The sequence below is a fragment of the Pyxidicoccus sp. MSG2 genome, from assembly GCF_026626705.1.
In the GTDB taxonomy this organism is placed as follows: Bacteria; Myxococcota; Myxococcia; order Myxococcales; family Myxococcaceae; genus Myxococcus.
Genome location: NZ_JAPNKC010000001.1, coordinates 6,264,290 through 6,281,474 on the forward strand (window position 1 = coordinate 6,264,290; position 17,185 = coordinate 6,281,474).

At 73.5% G+C, this 17,185-nt stretch carries 15 protein-coding genes; 12 read left to right on the forward strand and 3 right to left on the reverse strand.

Going from position 1 to position 17,185, the window contains the following annotated elements; genetic code table 11:
- Positions 1–236 precede the first annotated feature (236 nt).
- The 12 genes from OV427_RS24550 (at position 237) to OV427_RS24600 (ending at position 13,440) form a co-directional block, all read left to right on the forward strand.
- Complete coding sequence (locus OV427_RS24550) at positions 237–614, forward strand: response regulator (RefSeq protein WP_163991847.1); 378 nt, start codon at positions 237–239, stop codon at positions 612–614.
- Positions 611–2,665, forward strand: a complete 2,055-nt coding sequence (locus tag OV427_RS24555) for a chemotaxis protein CheA (RefSeq protein ID WP_267858593.1) — start codon at positions 611–613, stop codon at positions 2,663–2,665. Before OV427_RS24550 ends, OV427_RS24555 begins: the two co-directional genes overlap by 4 nt.
- Positions 2,662–3,108, forward strand: coding sequence for a chemotaxis protein CheW (locus OV427_RS24560; protein WP_267858594.1), 447 nt, complete (start codon positions 2,662–2,664; stop codon positions 3,106–3,108). Before OV427_RS24555 ends, OV427_RS24560 begins: the two co-directional genes overlap by 4 nt.
- Entirely contained in the window at positions 3,089–5,638 is a 2,550-nt protein-coding gene (locus tag OV427_RS24565; protein WP_267858595.1) for a methyl-accepting chemotaxis protein, read from the forward strand. The genes OV427_RS24560 and OV427_RS24565 overlap by 20 nt, the downstream gene beginning before the upstream one ends.
- A complete protein-coding gene (locus OV427_RS24570; RefSeq protein WP_324289984.1) occupies positions 5,635–7,266 on the forward strand; it encodes a HEAT repeat domain-containing protein in 1,632 nt (543 codons plus the stop codon). Before OV427_RS24565 ends, OV427_RS24570 begins: the two co-directional genes overlap by 4 nt.
- On the forward strand, positions 7,200–8,003 hold the full coding sequence (locus OV427_RS50590) for a HEAT repeat domain-containing protein (protein ID WP_324290066.1): 804 nt from the start codon (positions 7,200–7,202) through the stop codon (positions 8,001–8,003). Before OV427_RS24570 ends, OV427_RS50590 begins: the two co-directional genes overlap by 67 nt.
- Before the next feature lie 9 nt (positions 8,004–8,012).
- Entirely contained in the window at positions 8,013–8,834 is an 822-nt protein-coding gene (locus OV427_RS24575) for a CheR family methyltransferase (protein ID WP_267858596.1), read from the forward strand.
- Positions 8,831–9,880, forward strand: coding sequence for a chemotaxis-specific protein-glutamate methyltransferase CheB (gene cheB / locus OV427_RS24580; protein WP_267858597.1), 1,050 nt, complete (start codon positions 8,831–8,833; stop codon positions 9,878–9,880). The genes OV427_RS24575 and cheB overlap by 4 nt, the downstream gene beginning before the upstream one ends.
- A 173-nt stretch (positions 9,881–10,053) precedes the next feature.
- Positions 10,054–10,971: a fatty acid desaturase family protein gene (locus OV427_RS24585; protein ID WP_267858598.1), complete on the forward strand. Its 918-nt coding sequence runs from the start codon at positions 10,054–10,056 to the stop codon at positions 10,969–10,971.
- A gap of 259 nt (positions 10,972–11,230) precedes the next feature.
- Positions 11,231–12,358 carry a PilZ domain-containing protein gene (locus tag OV427_RS24590; protein WP_267858599.1) on the forward strand — a complete coding sequence of 376 codons (1,128 nt, stop codon included), beginning with the start codon at positions 11,231–11,233 and terminating at the stop codon, positions 12,356–12,358.
- Between the two features lie 14 nt (positions 12,359–12,372).
- Positions 12,373–12,741, forward strand: coding sequence for a response regulator (locus tag OV427_RS24595; protein WP_267858600.1), 369 nt, complete (start codon positions 12,373–12,375; stop codon positions 12,739–12,741).
- 24 nt (positions 12,742–12,765) lie between these two features.
- Positions 12,766–13,440: an NAD-dependent epimerase/dehydratase family protein gene (locus tag OV427_RS24600; protein WP_267858601.1), complete on the forward strand. Its 675-nt coding sequence runs from the start codon at positions 12,766–12,768 to the stop codon at positions 13,438–13,440.
- Positions 13,441–13,443: 3 nt separating this feature from the next.
- On the opposite strand, the gene OV427_RS24605 is transcribed toward OV427_RS24600, so the two are convergent.
- The 3 genes from OV427_RS24605 to OV427_RS24615 all read right to left on the reverse strand — a co-directional run bounded on the left by OV427_RS24605 (position 13,444) and on the right by OV427_RS24615 (position 17,105).
- Positions 13,444–14,940, reverse strand: coding sequence for a sensor histidine kinase (locus tag OV427_RS24605; RefSeq protein ID WP_267858602.1), 1,497 nt, complete (start codon positions 14,938–14,940; stop codon positions 13,444–13,446).
- 63 nt (positions 14,941–15,003) lie between these two features.
- Positions 15,004–16,413 (reverse strand): glycoside hydrolase family 1 protein, encoded by a 1,410-nt coding sequence (locus tag OV427_RS24610; RefSeq protein WP_267858603.1) that lies wholly within the window; start codon positions 16,411–16,413, stop codon positions 15,004–15,006.
- The gene (locus OV427_RS24615; protein ID WP_267858604.1) at positions 16,410–17,105 is read right to left on the reverse strand and encodes a hypothetical protein; all 696 of its coding nucleotides are present in this window, start codon (positions 17,103–17,105) and stop codon (positions 16,410–16,412) included. The genes OV427_RS24610 and OV427_RS24615 overlap by 4 nt, the downstream gene beginning before the upstream one ends.
- Positions 17,106–17,185 lie beyond the last annotated feature (80 nt).

Consider the following 17,185-nt stretch of genomic DNA (forward strand, 5'->3'; position numbering starts at 1 on the left):
CGGCGCCATCGCGCCCTCAGTGGACCGTAAAGCAGCGCGAGGACGCCGCAAGACTGGGCGCGGGAGGGCGCCAGCCTGCACGTCGGGAGTGGCTCCAGAGGCACTTTCCGTCCTGGAGCGCAGGTGTACCTGGGTACGATTGTCAGCCACTGGGCGCTGTAAAGGCCGTATGTGCGCCGTTCTCTTTCATCTTCACGGAATCGCTCTAGGGTCCGCACTCGTTGCCAGGGGAAGCCATGCCAGAGGTGCTCGTCGTCGATGACAGCAAGGTGATGCGCGACATGGTCGTCGCCTGCCTGCGCCCCTATCCGGGTCTCACCTTCACCCATGCCTCGAGCGGTCTGGAGGCCATCGAGCGCCTGTCGCTCCAGCCGTACGATTTGCTCGTGCTGGACCTGAACATGCCGGACATCGGCGGCATCGAGGTGGTCGAGTTCGTGCGCAGCCAGGACCGGCTGCGCAACCTGCCCATCATCATCGTCACCACGCGTGGGGACGAGGCGTCGCGGGCCCGGGCGCTGGCGGTGGGCGCCAACCGCTTCATGACCAAGCCCTTCACCCCGGACGCCATCCTGGCCGAGGCGCGAGCCCTGCTGGAGGAGAAGCGCGGGTGACCGGCTCCGTGGACCTCGCGGACTTCCTGCCAGCCTACCTGGCGGAAGCCGAGGAACTGCTAGGCGCGGCCCACCGGCACCTGCTCGCCGTGGAGGCCAGCGTGCGGCGGGGGCTCGCCCACCCGCGCGCCGTGCGCGAGCTGTTCCGCGCGCTGCACACCATCAAGGGCCTGTCCGCCATGGTGGACGTGGAGTCCATCGTCTCCATCGCCCACTGGATGGAGACGTCCCTGCGCCACTCGGACCGCGCCGGGGGCCGGCTGCCCGAGTCCAGCGTGGAGCCCCTCATGGAGGGGCTGCGCGAAATCGAGCAGCGCGTGCGGCAGCTCGCCGCCGGCAGGCCCGTCACCCCCGTGCCCGCGGGACTCCTGGAGCGCCTGGAGGCGCTGGAGTCGGCCGCGCTGGGGACGGCGCCCGCGAAGCCCGCGCCCGTCGCATTGGATTTGGACGCGGCGCTCTCCGCCCGTCTCTCCGCCGCGGAGCGCGAGCAGCTCACCGTCGGCGCCGCCGGCAAGCGCGCGGTGCGGCTGGACTTCATCCCGGGCGCCGAGCGCGCCGCCAGCGGCATCACCATCAACAGCGTGCGCGAGCGCGTGGCGAAGCTGGCGGAGGCGGTCAAGGTCCTGCCCCTGTCCGGCCCCGCGGCGGGCGGCGGCTCGCTCACCTTCGCGCTGCTGCTGCTCACCGACGCGACGGACGACGCGCTGCTGGAGGCCGCTGGAGGCCCGCCCGCCACGGTGCGCGCGCTGGCCACGGCGCCCGCCGCACCCGTGGTGCCCGCCGTGCCCGTTGCCGAGCCCGAGCTGGAGGCGGTGGTGGCGCGGGTGGAGGACGAGCCCGAGGAGCAGCGCCGGGGCGGGGGCACCCTGCGGGTGGAGGTGTCCCGGCTGGACGAGGCGCTGGAGCGGCTGGCGGCGCTCGTCGTCAACCGCTCGCGGCTCACCCGCGCGGTGGCGGCGCTGACGGCCGCGGGGGCGCCCACGCGCGAGCTCACCGCCATCCTCCAGGAGAACGGCCGCCAGCTGCGCGACATGCGCGCGGCCATCATCCGCCTTCGCATGGTGAAGGTGGCGGACGTGCTGGAGCGGCTGCCGCTGCTGGTGCGCGGCCTGCGCCGCAGCACGGGCAAGGCGGTGCGGCTGGAGCTGGAGGTGGGCGACGCGGAGCTGGACAAGGCCGTGGCGGACCGGCTGTTGCCCGCGCTGGTGCACCTGGTGCGCAACGCGGTGGACCACGCGCTGGAAACGCCAGAGGCGCGCCGCGCGGCCGGCAAGCCCGAGGAGGGGCTGGTGCGCCTGGCCTGCCACGGCGGCGCCAGCGGGCTGCTCGAGCTGACCGTCACCGACGACGGGCGCGGCGTGGACGCGGAGGCGGTGGCCCGCCGCGCGGGCGTGCCCGTCCCCGCCACGTCGGACGGGCTCCTGGACGTGCTGTGTCGCCCCGGCTTCTCCACCCGTGACGCCGCCACCTCGACGAGCGGCCGTGGCATGGGCATGGACATCGTCCGCCGCATCACCGTGGACCAGCTCGGCGGCGAGCTGCGGCTGGAGACGCGGCCCGGCCAGGGCACCACCTTCCGCATGCGGGTGCCGCTGACGATTACGCTGCTGGACGCCTTCGTCTTCGAGTGCGCCGGCCTGCGCTACGCGGTGGCGGTGGGCTCCGTGGAGGAGCTCATCGACGTGGACGCGGCGAGGCTGACGCGGCCCGCGGGCGCCAGCGGCGTGGTGCTGGTGGAGCGGCGGGGCAGCGCGGTGCCGCTGCTGTCGCTGGAGCGGCTGCTGGAGCGCGGGAGCCCGGATGGCCAGCGCGGCGGCGTCGGGGCCAAGGCGCTCATCGTGCGCCAGCGCGGCGAGCCGGTGGCCTTCGCGGTCGACCGGCTGCTCGGCCAGCAGGAAATCGTCCTCCGTCCGCTGGAGGACCCGCTGGTGCGGGTGCCCGGGGTGGCCGGGGCCACGGACCTGGGCGACGGCCAGCCCACGCTGGTGCTGGACCTGGCGGCGCTGGGCGCTGCCCGGAGTGGCAACGGCAGAAGGGAGCGCGCGACATGAGCGTGCTGCACGTGGTGTTCAAGGTGGACGGGGCCGAGTACGCGTTGCCGGCGGCGGACGTGCTGCAGATGGAGAGCTTCACCGGCGCCACGCCGGTGCCGGGCGCTCCGTCTCACGTGGCCGGGCTGGTGCAGGTGCGCGGCCGCGTCATCCCCGTGGTGGACGCGCGGGTGCGTTTCGGGCTGCCGCCCCTGCAGCGCTCGCTGGACACGCGGGTGGTGGTGGGCCAGCTCGGTAGCCGGACGGTGGGGTTGCTGGTGGACAGCGCCCGCGAGGTGCTGAAGCTGGATCCAGCGCAGGTCAAGCCGCCCCCTCCGCTGGTTGTCGAGGGAGCGCGCGGGTTCGTGAAGGCCGTGGCCCAGGTGGGGCCGCGCCTGGTGATGCTCATTGATTTCCCCCGGGTCATCGGGGAGGAGACGCCGGATGGCGACGGACAACGGTAACGGGGCGATTGCGCTGGAGGACGCGCGCAACCTGGCCGAGAGCGCGGCGCGCGGCGTGCAGGAGACCGCCGGGCTGGTGCAGGCAACGGAGGCCCTGGCGGCGCGGCTGGCGGCGAGCGGCAACGAGCAGGCCGCCGCCTCCGAGCAGGTGCGCTCCGCGATGGAGTCCGTCGCCGCCCATGTGGAGGAGACGGGCCTGTCGGTGCACGAAATGGTGCGGGCCCAGCGCACGGTGAGCGACTCCGCGCGCGCCGTGCAGCAGGAGGCCGAGGCCACCGCGGGCGCGTTGCAGGAGGTGAACGCCTCCGTGGCCGGCGTGCGCAAGGACGCCGCGCACCTGGCCTCGTCGTCGGACACCACCGCGGCCACGCTGGAGCAGGCGACGCGCTCGGTGAAGGGCGTGAGCGCCAACGCGGAGGAGCTGGCCGCCTCCAGCGAGGAGCTGCTGGCCTCGGTGACGGAGATGAACGCCACGGTGGCGGACCTCGTCGCCCGCAACCAGTCCAGCGCCGCCGCCACCGAGCAGGTGGCCGCCACCGCAGAGGAGATGTCCAAGGGCATCTCCCGTCTGGCCACGGACTCGCAGGCGGTGGGCGAGCGCGTGGCGCAGGTGTCCAACGCGGTGGTGGGCATTGGCCGGGTGCTGGGCGAGGTGGCCCGGGACGCCACCAGCATGGCCGCCAGCGTGGAGGAGACGGCCTCCACCGCGGAGGAGCTGGCGCGCAGCGTGCGCGGCGTGGCCGAGCATGCGCGCACGCTGGAGGCGAGCGCCGCCTCCACCGCGTCCACCGTGGAGGAGGTGGCCGCCAGCGTGGAGGAGGTGGCCGCCACCGCGGAGAAGAACGCCGCCGTGGTGGACGCCAACGCGGCCACGATTGAGCAGCTCGCCCGCTCCGCCCAGTCCGTGGCGAAGTCCGCGGAGAGCATCAACGCCCTGGCCGCTGGCAGCGCCACCGCCTCCACGCAGCTGGAGACGTCCACGCGCAGGGTGGCGCAGATGACGGAGGAGGCCCGCGTCAACGCCGAGCGCGTGGGCACCACCGCGCGCGACGGCGGCGCCACGGTGACGCGCTCCATCGCCGGCTTCACCCGCATCCGCCAGTCCATCGTCGAGTCCTCCGGCGTCATGAAGGAGATGGGCAAGCGGGCGGAGGAGATTGGCGACATCGTCCAGACCATCAACCTCATCGCGGACCGCACGAATCTGCTGTCCCTCAACGCCAGCATCGAGGCGGCGCGCGCGGGCGAGCACGGCCGCGGCTTCGCGGTGGTGGCGGAGGAGATTCGCGCCCTGGCGGACCGCGCGGCGGCGGCCAGCGCGGACGTGGCGAAAATCGTCCGGGGCCTCCAGACGACGGCGCGCGAGGCGGCCACCGCCACCGGCGAGGGCGTGCGCGCGGCGGACGAGAGCGCGGCGCTGGCGTCCGACGCGGAGCGGGCGCTGTCCACCATCCTCAAGGGGGTGGAGGACCTGGGCCAGAATGTGCGCGAGGTGTCGCGCGCGTCCGGCGAGCAGGTGCAGGCGGTGCAGGCCCTCACCCAGGCCACGGCGAAGGTGAGCGAGCAGGGGCGTGCCATCACCACGGCCGCGGCGGAGCAGGCGCAGGCGGCGCAGTCGCTGTCCCAGGGCGGCACGGAGATGCGGCGCATGGCGCGCCAGACGACGCAGGCCACGGCGGACCAGGCGCGCGCGCTGCGCGACGCGGTGCGCTCCAACGGCCAGTTGGCGGAGGTGGCGCAGAAGGTGTCGCGGGCCGTGCAGGAGCAGGCCGCGGCGTCCGGGGAGCTGGCCAAGGCCTCCGCGCAGATGCGGCAGTTGGTGCAGACGGTGAGCGGGGCGGTGGCGGCGCAGAGCAAGGAGGTGGCCGCCGTGGGCGCGCTGTCGCAGGAGGCGACCACCGCCACCCAGCGCACGCTGCTGGGGCTGGCCGAGCAGGCCAAGGCCGCCGCCGAGGTGACGCGGGCCATGGAGGAGACGCGCAAGCAGGCATCCCAGTCCGCGCGCGGCGTGGCGGAGCAGGCCCGCGCCCTCAAGCAGAGCGAGGTGGCCAGTCGCCAGGTGGCGAAGCTGGCGGCGGAGGTGACGCGCGCCACCGACGAGCAGGCGCAGGCGCTCACCGCGCTGGTGAAGGGCGCGGACGAGGTGCGGCGGGTGGCGAAGGGGACGTCGCGGGCGCTGGACGAGCAGACGGAGGCGCTGGCCGCCCTCGCCAGCTCCGCCACCCGTCAGGCCACCGGCGTGGCCGCGGTGGCGCGCGCCAGCACGGAGTCCACCACGGTGACGGAGGGGCTGGCCAAGAGCGTGGAGGAGATGCGCGCCCGCGCCCGGGAGGTGCTCACCACCACCGCGCAGCAGACGCGCGCGGCCACCACCACCGCGGCGGAGGTGCGCGAGGTGGCCGGGCGGCTGGGCCAGCTCACGCGGCTCCAGGGTGAGCAGGCGGAGAGCCTGGCGCGGCTGAGCGCCGCGCTCGGTGGCGCACGCGGCACCGAGCCGGGGGCCGCGCGGGCCCGGGAGCAGCAGGCGTGACGGCATCTTCTTCGGTACCGGGCCACCCGCTCGCCCTGTCCGCGGACGACCGCGCGCAGGTGGAGGCGGTGGAGCAACTGGCGCGGCGCGGCCCGGGCAGCCTGGACACGCTGGTGGCCGGCCTGGACGCGACGAGCTGGGCGGTGCGCCGCGCCGTGGTGGGCGCCCTGGCGCGGCTGGGCACCCCGGCCGTGGCGCCGCTGCGCGACGTGCTCAGCCACCGCCGCGACAGCGAGGCGCGCCTGGCCGCCGCGGTGGAGGCGCTGGTGGCCTCGTCGGGCGACGTGGAGGGGCTCCTGGAGCCGCTCGCGGAAGACTCCAACCCGGCCGTCGTCTGCGATGTCGCCCAGGTGCTGGGCCGTCGCCGCGGTCGCCGCTCGGTGCCGCTGCTGGCCCGGCTCACCGTCCACGCGGACGACAACGTGGCGGTGGCGTCCATCGAGGCGCTGGGCCGCATTGGCGGCGGGGCCGCGGTGGACACGCTGCTGGCGGCGCTGGGCAGCGGCAACTTCTTCCGCATCTTCCCGGCCATCGACGTGCTGGGCCGTTGCGGGGACCCCATCGTCGTGCCGGCGCTGCTGGGCCTGCTGTCGGACCCCTTCTACTCGCTGGAGGCCACGCGCGCGCTGGGCCGCACCGGCCAGGAGGCGGCGGTGCCCGCGCTGGTGGGCCTGTTGCGCCGGGGCAACGACGCGCTGGTGCGCGGGGCCGCGGTGGCGTTGGTGGACATCCACGAGGCGCAGGTGCAGCGCTTCGGCGGAGCGCGCGCGGTGCAGGGTGCGCTGCGCTCCGACGCGGACGTGACGGTGCTGGGCCGGCGGCTGTCCCAGGCGATTTCGGGCGCGGACTCGGCGGAGAAGGCCGCCCTGGCCCGGCTGCTCGGCTGGGTGGGCGGGCCGGACGCCGCGGCGGGCCTGCTGAAGCTGCTGGACGGGCCGGACCCGACGGTGGCGCGCGCGGCGGCCAGCGCCCTGGCGGACCTGGGCTCGGACGCGGACGCGCAGATTCTGGCCGCGCTGCGCGACGGCGACAGCGCCCGGCGCCGCGTGCTGCTGCCGCTGGTGGGCCGCAAGGCGGTGTCGGTGCCGGACGTCATGGTGTGCCTTGAAGACCGGGACGCCTCGGTGCGCGCGCTGGCGGCGGACACGCTGTCGCGCATCGGAGACCCCAGCGCGGTGCCGGCCCTCTTCGCCCGCCTGGTGGACGAGGACCCGCGCGTGGTGCAGGCCACGGTGGGGGCGATTCAATCGCTGGGCAGCGAGGGGACGGAGGCACTGGCGCTGCAAGCGGCGCGCTCGCCGGACGCGCGCCTGCGTCGCGCGGCGCTGCGCATCATCGCGTACTTCGGCTACCCGCGCGGGCTGGACGTGCTCCTGCAGGCCATGCGGGACTCGGACGAGCGGCTGCGCGACGCGGCCATCTACGGCCTGCCCTACATCGAGGACCCGCGCGCGGTGGACGCGCTGCTGTCGGCCGCGGCCCATGAGTCCGAGCGCACGCGCGCGGCGGCCATGCGCGCGCTGGGGCAGACGGAGAAGAGGCCCGCATCACCTCCACGCTGCTGGGGGGCCTCAACGATAGAGACCCATGGGTGCGCTACTACGCGTGCCAGTCGCTGGGGAAGCTGAACGAGGAGGCGGCGGCGGACGCGATTGTCGCGCTGGCGGACGACGACGCGGGCCAGGTGCGCGTGGCGGTGGTGGACGCGCTGGCGCACATGCACACCGAAGGGGCCATGGCGGCGCTGCGCCGTGCGGCCTCCAGCGCGGACGCGGACGTGCGCCGCGCGGCGCTCTTGGGCCTGGGCGTGGCCCGCCGCCCGGACGCGCTGCCGGTGCTGCTGGAGGCGGTGGGCTCCGAGGACGCGGCCACGCGGCTCGTCGCCCTGTCCGCGGTGGCCGAGTACGACACCTCGGAGACGTTGCCCGCGCTCTTGCGCGCCGCCAGCGACAGGGACGACAGCGTCCGCAACGCGGCGGTGGGCTTCCTCGCCACGCGCCCCGGCGTGCCCGCCACCCAGGCGTTGGTGACGCTCCTGGGGGACGTGACGCTGCGCGAGCGGGTGGTGAGCGCGCTGGCGCTGCCCATGGAGGGCCGGCTGCCGGGGCTGCTCACCGCGCTGGAGGTGGCGGACGAGGTGACGTCTCCGTTGCTGGTGGCGGCGCTGGCCCGCATGCGCCGGGCGGACGCGCGCGCCGCGCTGCTGCAGGCGCTGGTGTCCGCCAGCCCCGCGGGTCGCCGCGCCGCGGCCCCGGCCGTGGCGGCGCTGGGCACGGTGGAGGCCCGCGAGGCGCTGGAGCACGGCTCCACGCACGACGAGGACGCCGACGTGCGGCGCGCCTGCGTCCAGGCGCTGGGACGGTAGTGGAGAACCATGTCCTCGCTGCCCATGTCCCCGCAGGTGTTCGCGATTCTCTCCGCGTTGATTGAGCAGCGCGCGGGCCTGCACTACGCGCCGGAGGACCGCGACCTCTTGCAGGAGAAGGTGTCCGCGCGCGCGCTGGACGCCGGCTTCGACTCGCTGCTCGACTACTACTACTTCCTCCGCTACGACCCGGCGGGCCCGGAGACGCTGGACGCGCTGGTGGACTCGCTGCTGGTGCACGAGACGTACTTCTTCCGCGAGGCGCAGCCGCTGACGGTGCTGGTGGAGGACCTGCTGGCGCCCGCGGTGCGCGAGGGGCGGAAGCTCCGGGTGTGGTGCGCCGCGTGCTCCACCGGCGAGGAGCCGCTCACGCTGGCGATGATGCTGGCGGAGCGCGGCCTGCTCTCCGGCGTGGAAGTGGTGGCCAGTGACTTGAGCACCCGCGCGCTGGAGCGGGCCCGCACCGGCGAGCACAACCTGCGCGCGCTGCGTGCGCTGCCGCCGGGCGTGGAGGGGCGCTGGCTGGAGGTGCGCGGCGGGCGGCCGTACGTGAAGCAGGAGCTGGTGTCGGCGGTGGACTGGCGCCGCGTCAACCTGGTGGACGCGGCGGCGGTGGCGGCGCTCGGCACCTTCGACGCCATCCTCTGTCGCAACGTGCTCATCTACTTCCAGGACGACACCGCGCTGCGGGTGGTGGCGTCGCTCGGCAGGGCCCTGGTTCCCGGCGGCCACCTGCTGGTGGGTACTTCCGAGTCGCTGATGCGCTTCGGCACCGCGCTGATCTGCGAGGAGCGGCGCGGCGCCTTCTTCTACACCAAGGTGACTTCATGACGGCGTCGGCTCCCACCCCCATCCGCGTGTTGGTGGTGGACGACTCCGCCTTCGCGCGCAAGGTGCTCCGGCAGGTCCTCTCCAACGCGGCAGGGCTGGAGGTGGTGGGCACCGCGCGCGACGGCCTGGACGCGCTGGAGAAAATCGAGGAGCTGTCTCCGCACGTGCTCACGCTGGACCTGGTGATGCCCGGCCTGGACGGGCTGGGCGTGCTGCGGGCGCTCGCGTCCAACCCCTCCGCGCCGCGCGTGGTGGTGGTGAGCAGCGCGGGCGAGGAGAGCGAACTGGCGGTGTCCGCGCTCCAGGCCGGCGCCGTGGAGTTGGTGAACAAGCCCACCGCGCTCGCCACGGACCGGCTCTATGAGCTGGGCGCGGAGCTGGTGCAGGCGGTGCGCACGGCGGCGGCGGCGGTGCCGCACCCCGCTCCGGCCGCTGCCCCGGCCGCCGCGCCCTCGCCGGTGGGGGAGGACGGGCCGTCCCGGAAGCTGGTGGTGGTGGGCACCTCCACCGGAGGCCCGCAGGCCCTCACCCGGTTGCTGTCGGGGCTGCCCGCGGACTTCCCCGCGCCGCTCGCGCTCGCGCTGCACATCCCCGTGGGCTACACGCTCGCGGTGGCCAGGCGTCTGGACGCGCAGTGCGCGCTGGAGGTGGTGGAGGCGGAGGACGGCGTGGAGCTGCGCCCGGGGCGCGTGGTGCTGGCGCGCGCCGGGCACCACCTCAAGGTGGAGCGGCACGGCGCGGTGAGCCTGGTGCGGTTGGACAGGCACCCGCTGCGCATGCCGCACCACCCCTCGGTGGACGTCCTCTTCGAGAGCGCCGCCAGTGCCTGGGGGGCGGACGCGGTGGGCGTGGTGCTCACCGGCATGGGCGAGGACGGCCGCGAGGGCGCGCGCGCCATCCGCGCCGCGGGCGGCACCGTCCTCACCGAGGCCGAGTCCTCCTGCGTGGTGTACGGCATGCCGCGCGCCGTGGAAGAGGCGGGGCTGGCCACCGCCACCGCCCCCCTGGAGAACATGGTGGCCCTGCTGGAGCGCCACCTCCGCTGAGGGCCCGCGGCCCCGGGTGGGCGGGCGGCGCCTGGGGGCCTACACACCGGGCGTCCGGGCGGCCCCTCCTTCAAGTCGCCAGGAAGTTTTGATCCTCGAACAGGGGCTGGGGCAGTATCCGCCCCATGCTTCGATACTCCGCTGACCGCAGGACCATGCTCTGGTGCCTGGCCATGCCCGTGGTCGCCCTTTCGATGTATGCGGCGCCCGAGCTCATCCCGTTCCTCTGCCCGGTGTCCTGCTACCTGGCGCTGTCGGCGGGAGTCATCGCTCACAACCACAACCACAGCCCCACCTTCCGCAACCGGAAGATGAACGAGGCCATGGGCATGTGGCTGTCGCTCTTCTACGGCTACCCCACCTTCGTGTGGATTCCGACGCACAACCTCAACCACCACAAGTTCGTGAACAAGGCGGGCGACGCGACGATTACGTGGCGCTACTCCAAGAAGCACAACTTCCTGGTGGCCTTCCTCTTCCCCTTCGTCTCCACGTACTGGCAGCAGGAGCCGACCAAGGCCTTCATCGAGAAGGCCAAGGAGCGCAACCGCCCGCTGTTCCGCCAGATTGTCCTCCAGTACATCGTCTGGGGCGGCACGCACGCGGCGCTGCTGGGGCTGGCCATGGTGCTGCACGGCGTGGCCGGCGGCGCGCGCATCTGGGCCTTCGCCTTCCTCGTCCCGGCGTTCTTCTCGCTGTGGACCATCATGTTCTTCAACTACATCCAGCACGTCCACTCGGACCCCTGGAGCGAGCACGACCACAGCCGCAGCTTCACCGGGAAGGCCATCAACTTCTTCCTCTTCAACAACGGCCTCCACGCCGCGCACCACGAGATGCCGGGCCAGCACTGGAGCCTGCTGCCCGAGGCCCACGCGAAGATTGCGTCCGAAATCCACCCGGACCTCAAGCCGGTGACTTTCTTCGGCTGGTGCTTCCGCGTGTACGTGCTGGCGCCCTTCTTCCCCCGCTTCGGCACGAAGCAGGTGGGCCGCGCGCCCTATGACCCGCCCACCGGTGAGACGGTGAACGTCGCCTTCGGCGACGAGTTGCAGGCCGTGGACTCGGGCATCAACGTCGCCCGCGTCTGAAGTCCGCGGTGCGCAGTGCGCACGAAGTCCGCGGCGCGCGACGCGCACGAAGCTCTGGAGGCTTGGAGCGGGGGGCTGGGGAGGCGTTCTCCTCCCGACCCCCGGCTCGCCTCCGTGTCCCCCTCTGTGTCGTGTATTCCCCATCTCTCCCTGGAATCGGTCCAGGGGGAGTATTCGCCGTGTGTCTGTTTCTCATATCTCGGAGCATCGAGGAGACAGACGGGCGTGCCGGGGGGAAGGAACGACACGGAGGCACCGAATGATGACGGCTTCAGGGCGCATCCGTCCGCCGCCCGCCGTGGTGACTGCATCGCCGCGCGTGTTGTGGGTGGGCCCCTCGGGTGAGCCGTGGCTGGCGCTGTCCCGGGTGGTGCGCGCACTGGGTGGTGAGCCGGTGCATGTGTCCTCGCTGGAAGCCGCCGTTCCGGAGATGGCGCGCGTGCGGCCGGCGCTGGTGCTGGTGCACTGGCGGCTGGTGGCGGACGCGCGAGGCCCCGCGCTGAGCGCGCTGCGGACGCGCTCGGGCGCGGCGCCGGTGGCGGTGGTGGCGGAGTCCAACACGCCGGCCGAGGTGCTGGAGGCGGGCGAGTCCGAGGGCGTGGAGGACTGCCTCCTGTCGCCCCTGCGCCTGTCCGAGCTGCGGGCCCGGCTGGCGGCGCTCACCGGTGAGCCGGCGGCGGCCCCGGCGCGGCCGGTGGAGCGCTACACCCCCCGGGTGGTGCTGATGGCGGGCTCGAGCGGCCCGCGCGCGTGGGGCGGGCTGGGCGCGCTCCTGGAGGCGTGCGGCCATCACCTCATCTACAGCGCCAGCGTGGAGGGCGCGGCCGTGCGGCTGACGGAGGGCGGCGTGGTGCCGCACCTGGTGCTCGTCTCGGGCGAGGGGCCGCTGGCGGCGCTGAAGCTGTTGTCCACGCTGCGCTCGCGGGCGGTGCTGGAGGGCGTGCCGGCGCTCACCGTGGCGGTGGGGCCCGGGACGCGGGCACCGGGGCTGGCGGCGCTCCTGCCGCGCATCGACGCGCTGCTGGGGCGGGACTCGGGCACGCTGCACGTGGAGGAGCGGGTGCCCTTCTGCTGCCCGGTGGAGTTCGGCGAGGGCGGCTCGCGCGAGACGGAGTGGACGTCCGGCTTCTCCAGCGCGCTGAGCCCCGGGGGCCTCATCATCCGCACGCTGGTGCCCCCGCGGCCGGGGACGACGGTGCGGCTGCGCATCCTCCTGCCCACCACGGGCGAGCGGTTGGAGACGCACGGCGTGGTGGCGTGGGCCAACCCCTTCGCCCCCAGGACGGGCCTGGCCTTCCCGTATGGCATGGGCGTGCGCTTCATGGGCATGGGCCCGCCGCGGCTCATGCACCTGCGCCAGCTCTGCCAGCCGGTGGCCTCACTGTGAAGCCGGGAGGCGCCATGCGACGCAAGAAAGTGCTCCTCGTCGACGACTCGGCCACCGTGTTGCTGTTGCATCAGGGAATGCTGATGGAGCTGGGGTACGAGGCCGTCACCGCGCGCAACGGGCTGGAGGCCCTGGCGCGGGCCGAGACGGAGCGGCCGGACCTGGTCTTCCTGGACGTCGTCATGCCGCACCTGGACGGCCTGGAGACGTGCCGGGCGCTGCGCACGCGCGAGCCCACCCGCAACACGCCCATCATCCTCTGCAGCACCCGCGCCGAGCCGCGCAGCGTGCAGGCCGGCTTCGACAGCGGCTGCACGGACTACCTCGCCAAGCCCTTCGATGGCGCGGAGCTGACGGCCCTGTTACGCCGCTACCTGGACTGAAAGGCCCAGGGAGGGCCGCACGGCATGAAGGTGATTCTCTTCGGAGCGACGGGCATGGTGGGGCAGGGCGTGCTGCGCGAGTGCCTGCTGGACGACGGCGTGGAGCGCGTCCTCACGGTGGGCCGCGTCGCCACGGGCCAGCAGCACGCGAAGCTGCGCGAAATCGTGCACAAGGATTTGCTGGACTACGCCTCCATCGAAGGGGAGCTGGCCGGCTACGACGCGTGCTTCTTCTGCCTGGGTGTGTCCTCGGCCGGCATGAAGGAGGCGGACTACGCGCGGGTGACGTACGAGATGCCGCTGGCGGCGGCGCGCACGCTGGTGAAGCTCAACCCGGACATGACGTTCATCTACGTGTCGGGCGCCAGCACCGACAGCACCGAGCAGGGCCGCGTCATGTGGGCGCGGGTGAAGGGCCGGGCGGAGAACGCGCTGCTCGGGTTGCCCTTCAAGGCGAAGTACATGTTCCGCCCGGCGGCCATCCAGCCGATGCACGGCATCGTCTCGAAGACGCGCTCGTACCGCATCCTCTATGCGGTGATGACGCCGCTCTATCCGGTGTTGAGGGCGCTCTTCCCGAAGTACGTGACGACGACGGAGAAGGTGGGCCGGGCCATGCTCCATGTCGTCCGCCACGGCGCGCCGAAGCCCGTGCTGGAGAACGCGGACATCAACGCGCTGGTCCAGGCCGCGGGCTGACGGCTACGGCGGCGGCCGCGGCGGCCCGCTGGGCTTCGCCGGCATCGAGCGGCGCGGCAGCGTCACCAGGAAGCTGGTGCCCTCGTCCTCGCTGGAGGTGACTTCAATCGTGCCCCCGTGCGCCTGGACGATTTCCCGGACGATGTAGAGCCCCAGCCCGTAGCTCATCTTCAGCGTGCGGGCCGTCTGCGGGCCGCGGCGGAAGGGCTCGAAGAGGTGGGGCAGCAGGTTGTCGGGGATGGGGCGGCCGGCGTTGCGCACCTCCAGCACCACCTTGTTGCGCACGCCGCGCACGGCCAGGCGCACCGGCGTCTCCGCCGGGCTGTACTTCAGCGCGTTCTCCACCAGGTTGGACGCCACCTGCCCCAGCCGGTCCGGGTCCCACGTGCCCTGCGTGTTGCCCTTGTGCTCCACCTCCACGAGGCGCTGCGGGAAGGCCACGCGGAACTCGTGGGCCACCTTCGCCGCCAGGTCCTTCAGGTCCATGGAGCGCGGCTCGATGGCCACGCCGCCCACCAGCCGCGTGCGCGTGAAGTCCAGCAGCAGGCGCGTGAGCCGCTCGATGCGCACCGCCGCGGTGGCGATGCGCTTGCTGGTCTGCTTCGCCTCCTCCGCGGTGCCGCTCTCGGCCAGCACGCGGGACCAGTTCATGATGGCGCCCAGCGGGCTGCGGATGTCATGGCTGACGATGCCCATGAGCTGCTCCTGGAACTCCGCGTGCCGGCGCGCCTCCTCCTCCGCCCACTTGCGCTGGGTGATGTCGCGGCTGATGCCGAACAGGCCGGACACCTTGCCCTCCGGGTCCCTCAGCACGCCCTTGGTGGACAGCCACACGCGCGGGCCCTCGGCGCCCGGCTGCGCGTCCTCGTAGGTGACGGTGCGGCCGAAGGCGAAGACCTCCCTGTCGTTGGCGATGTTGGCGCGCGCCACCTCGGGGGCGAACAGCTCGGCGTCCGTCTTGCCAATCATGGCCTCCGCCGAGTAGCCCACCGCCTTCGCGCCCGCGGAGTTGATGAGCTGGTACCGGCCCTGGAGGTCCTTGGTGTAGACGGCGTCCGTCGTCCCCTCGAGGATGGAGCGGAAGACTTCGCTGGTGCGCCGCAGCTCCTCGCGCGCCCGTCGCTCACCGGTGATGTCGCGGCAGTGCACCAGCAGGCCGCCCTCCACCGGGCGCACGCGGACGTCGAAGCACAGGTCCCGGTCCGGCCAGCCATGCTCGAAGCGCACGGCGCCCTGCTCGGTGGCGGGGAGGTCGAAGCGCAGTTGGCGGCGCAGCTCCAGCAGGTGGGGGCACACGCGGCGCAGGTCGTCACCGGTGCCGCCGCAGCCTCCCAGCAGCTCCGTCATGCGGGGGCTGACGTAGAGGAAGCGCCACCCGGCATCGAGCATGAAGAAGGCGTCCGGCAGGCCCTCCAGGAGCGCATGGAGCGGCACGGCGGGCGCCTCGGAGGGGGGCGCGGCCGGGGGGCGCTGGCGCTTCTTGGCGGAGGTGGGAGCCATGCGTCGTCGGTGGGGAGGTGGGCCGGAGGCCCTCAAGGGGTGAACACGGGGTGGGGTGTACCTTCAGGGCACGGGCGTGAGGCCGAGGTTGCGGGCGACGTCCTGGAAGCTCTCCACGGCGGGGGTGGGGACGCGGGCCTTGTCCGGACTGGCGAAGTCCACGCGGAAGAGGCCGAAGCGGGGCGTGTAGCCCTCGGCCCACTCGAAGTTGTCCATGAGGCTCCAGTGGAAGTAGCCGTGCACGTCCGCCCCCTCTGAGACTGCCTGCTCCACCGCGTACACATGGCTACGGAAGTACTCCGGCCTCCGGTTTCCTTCCGCGTCCGCCATCCCATTCTCCGTCACCACGAGGGGGATGCCCAGGTCGCGAAAGCGGAGCAGGAAGAGATAGAGTCCCTCGGGGTAGATGTCCCAGCCGAGGTCGCTCACCGGACGCCCCGAGGGGACGTACTGGTTGGAAAGCGACGCCTCGCGGAAGTCCTGCCGCACGTAGTCACGCGAGTAGTAGTTGAGCCCGAGGTAGTCGCTGGAGCCCTTCAGGTCCGCCACCTCGCGGTCGATGCTCGCGCTGCCGGGCACGGACAGGCGGATGCGGCCGGTGGAGAGCGCCAGGGGAACGCTCTCGTTGAAGAAGGCGTCGGTGAGGCCCGCGGCGGTGACGTCCGCGGTGGAGCCGGTGGCGGGCTGGAAGATGCGCACGTGGTGCGCCAGGCCCACGCGGGTGGCGTGGCCGTCGCCGTCGGCGTCCACGGTGTCCCGGGCGCGCAGTTGCCGGGCCGCGCGCGCGTGTGCCTCGATGAGGTGCGACAGCGCGGTGGCCATGGCCTTCGCGTCCTTCTTCCCCGGAGGCCACACGCCGTCCAGGTAGCCGAACACCGCGAGCACGTTGGGTTCGTTGACGGTGCACCACCAGTCCACCTCGCCGCCCAGCTCCGCGGCGATGCGGGAGGCGTAGGCCTCGAAGTCGTCGAGCGTGGCGGGGTTCTCCCATCCGCCCGCGTCGGCGACCCATTGCGGCAGGGTGAAGTGGTACAGCGTCACCAGCGGGGTGATGCCCTGCGTGCGCAGCGCGTGGGCCTGCTCGCGGTAGCGGGCCAGGGCGTCCTCGTCCCACTCGCCGCGCGCGGGCTGGAGGCGGCTCCACTCCAGGCTGAAGCGGTAGGCGTTGGTGCCCAGCTTGCGCATCAGCGCCACGTCGGTGTCGAAGCGCTCCCACGATTCGGCCGCGTCGCCAGACACGCTGCCGTCGTGGATGTGGGGCCGGCCGTCGGGGAAGCGACCCTGCTCCCACGCGCTCCAGTCGTTGGTGGTGCCGCCCTCGATTTGATGGCTGGCGGTGGCGGTGCCCAGCAGGAAGCCCGAAGGCAGGCCGGTGCCGAGCGTGGCGCGGCGGATGTCCTCCGCGTCGAAGGCGGGCCTGTCGCTGCACGCGGCCAGTGCCAGCGGGAGGACGGCGAGGGCGCGGCGCCTCATGAGGCACCTCCAGCGCGCTCGGAGGCGGTGGGGCGGCCGACGATGCCCACGGTGACGAGCGACGTGCGCACGTCGCCGTACTGGAAGACGAAGCCCTCCAGGCGCACGCCGGCGCGGGCGGCCAGGGGGATGTCCACGCGCGCGCGGGCGCCCAGGGGGAAGACGTACGCGAGGCCCACGGGCCCGTAGGAGGCGCCGAGGTGCGCGGGCACCTGTCCATTCGCATCGAAGATGCCGGCCTCGAGGTCCACGCGGCCCACGCGGTAGAGGCCCTTCACGGAGGGCAGCACCTGGAGGAGCGGCCGGGCGGTGTAGCCGAGGCCGACGACGGCGCCGCCCACCACGCTCCAGCGCTCACCGGTGTAGCCCAGGCGCGCGGTGACGGTGGTGCTGCCGCCGGGGCCGCCGCGCTCCAGCGGCAGCAGCGACAAGAGGCCCCCGTCGAGCGTGAAGCCGCCGAGCAGGAAGCGCGCGGAGGAGGTGTTGGCGAGGTACGCGTCCTCCCAGCGTCCGCCGGCGAAGGCGTAGCCGCCGGTGAAGAGTCCGACCGCGGTGCCCAGCTCCGCGGCGAGCGCGCGCGGTGTCTCCACCGTGGACGGAGCCGTGGCCGTCTCGTGCCCGGGGATGGGCGCGCTGGAGAGTGCGAGGCCGAGGAGTGCGGGGAGCGAGAAGCACATCCGGGTCGGAACCATACCCCGCTCCCCGTCCCGCGCGAGGACAGCCGGCCTCCTGTCCACTGCGCGTCACAGGAGGCAACGCGAGGAGCGGGACT

Coding starts and splice junctions, on each gene's coding strand:
- OV427_RS24550 (WP_163991847.1), top strand. CDS start 237: ATGCCAGAGGTGCTCGTCGTCGATGACAGCAAGGTGATGCGCGACATG.
- OV427_RS24560 (WP_267858594.1), top strand. CDS start 2,662: ATGAGCGTGCTGCACGTGGTGTTCAAGGTGGACGGGGCCGAGTACGCG.
- OV427_RS24565 (WP_267858595.1), top strand. CDS start 3,089: ATGGCGACGGACAACGGTAACGGGGCGATTGCGCTGGAGGACGCGCGC.
- OV427_RS24575 (WP_267858596.1), top strand. CDS start 8,013: ATGTCCTCGCTGCCCATGTCCCCGCAGGTGTTCGCGATTCTCTCCGCG.
- cheB (WP_267858597.1), top strand. CDS start 8,831: ATGACGGCGTCGGCTCCCACCCCCATCCGCGTGTTGGTGGTGGACGAC.
- OV427_RS24585 (WP_267858598.1), top strand. CDS start 10,054: ATGCCCGTGGTCGCCCTTTCGATGTATGCGGCGCCCGAGCTCATCCCG.
- OV427_RS24590 (WP_267858599.1), top strand. CDS start 11,231: ATGATGACGGCTTCAGGGCGCATCCGTCCGCCGCCCGCCGTGGTGACT.
- OV427_RS24595 (WP_267858600.1), top strand. CDS start 12,373: ATGCGACGCAAGAAAGTGCTCCTCGTCGACGACTCGGCCACCGTGTTG.
- OV427_RS24600 (WP_267858601.1), top strand. CDS start 12,766: ATGAAGGTGATTCTCTTCGGAGCGACGGGCATGGTGGGGCAGGGCGTG.
- OV427_RS24605 (WP_267858602.1), bottom strand. CDS start 14,940: ATGGCTCCCACCTCCGCCAAGAAGCGCCAGCGCCCCCCGGCCGCGCCC.
- OV427_RS24610 (WP_267858603.1), bottom strand. CDS start 16,413: ATGAGGCGCCGCGCCCTCGCCGTCCTCCCGCTGGCACTGGCCGCGTGC.
- OV427_RS24615 (WP_267858604.1), bottom strand. CDS start 17,105: ATGGTTCCGACCCGGATGTGCTTCTCGCTCCCCGCACTCCTCGGCCTC.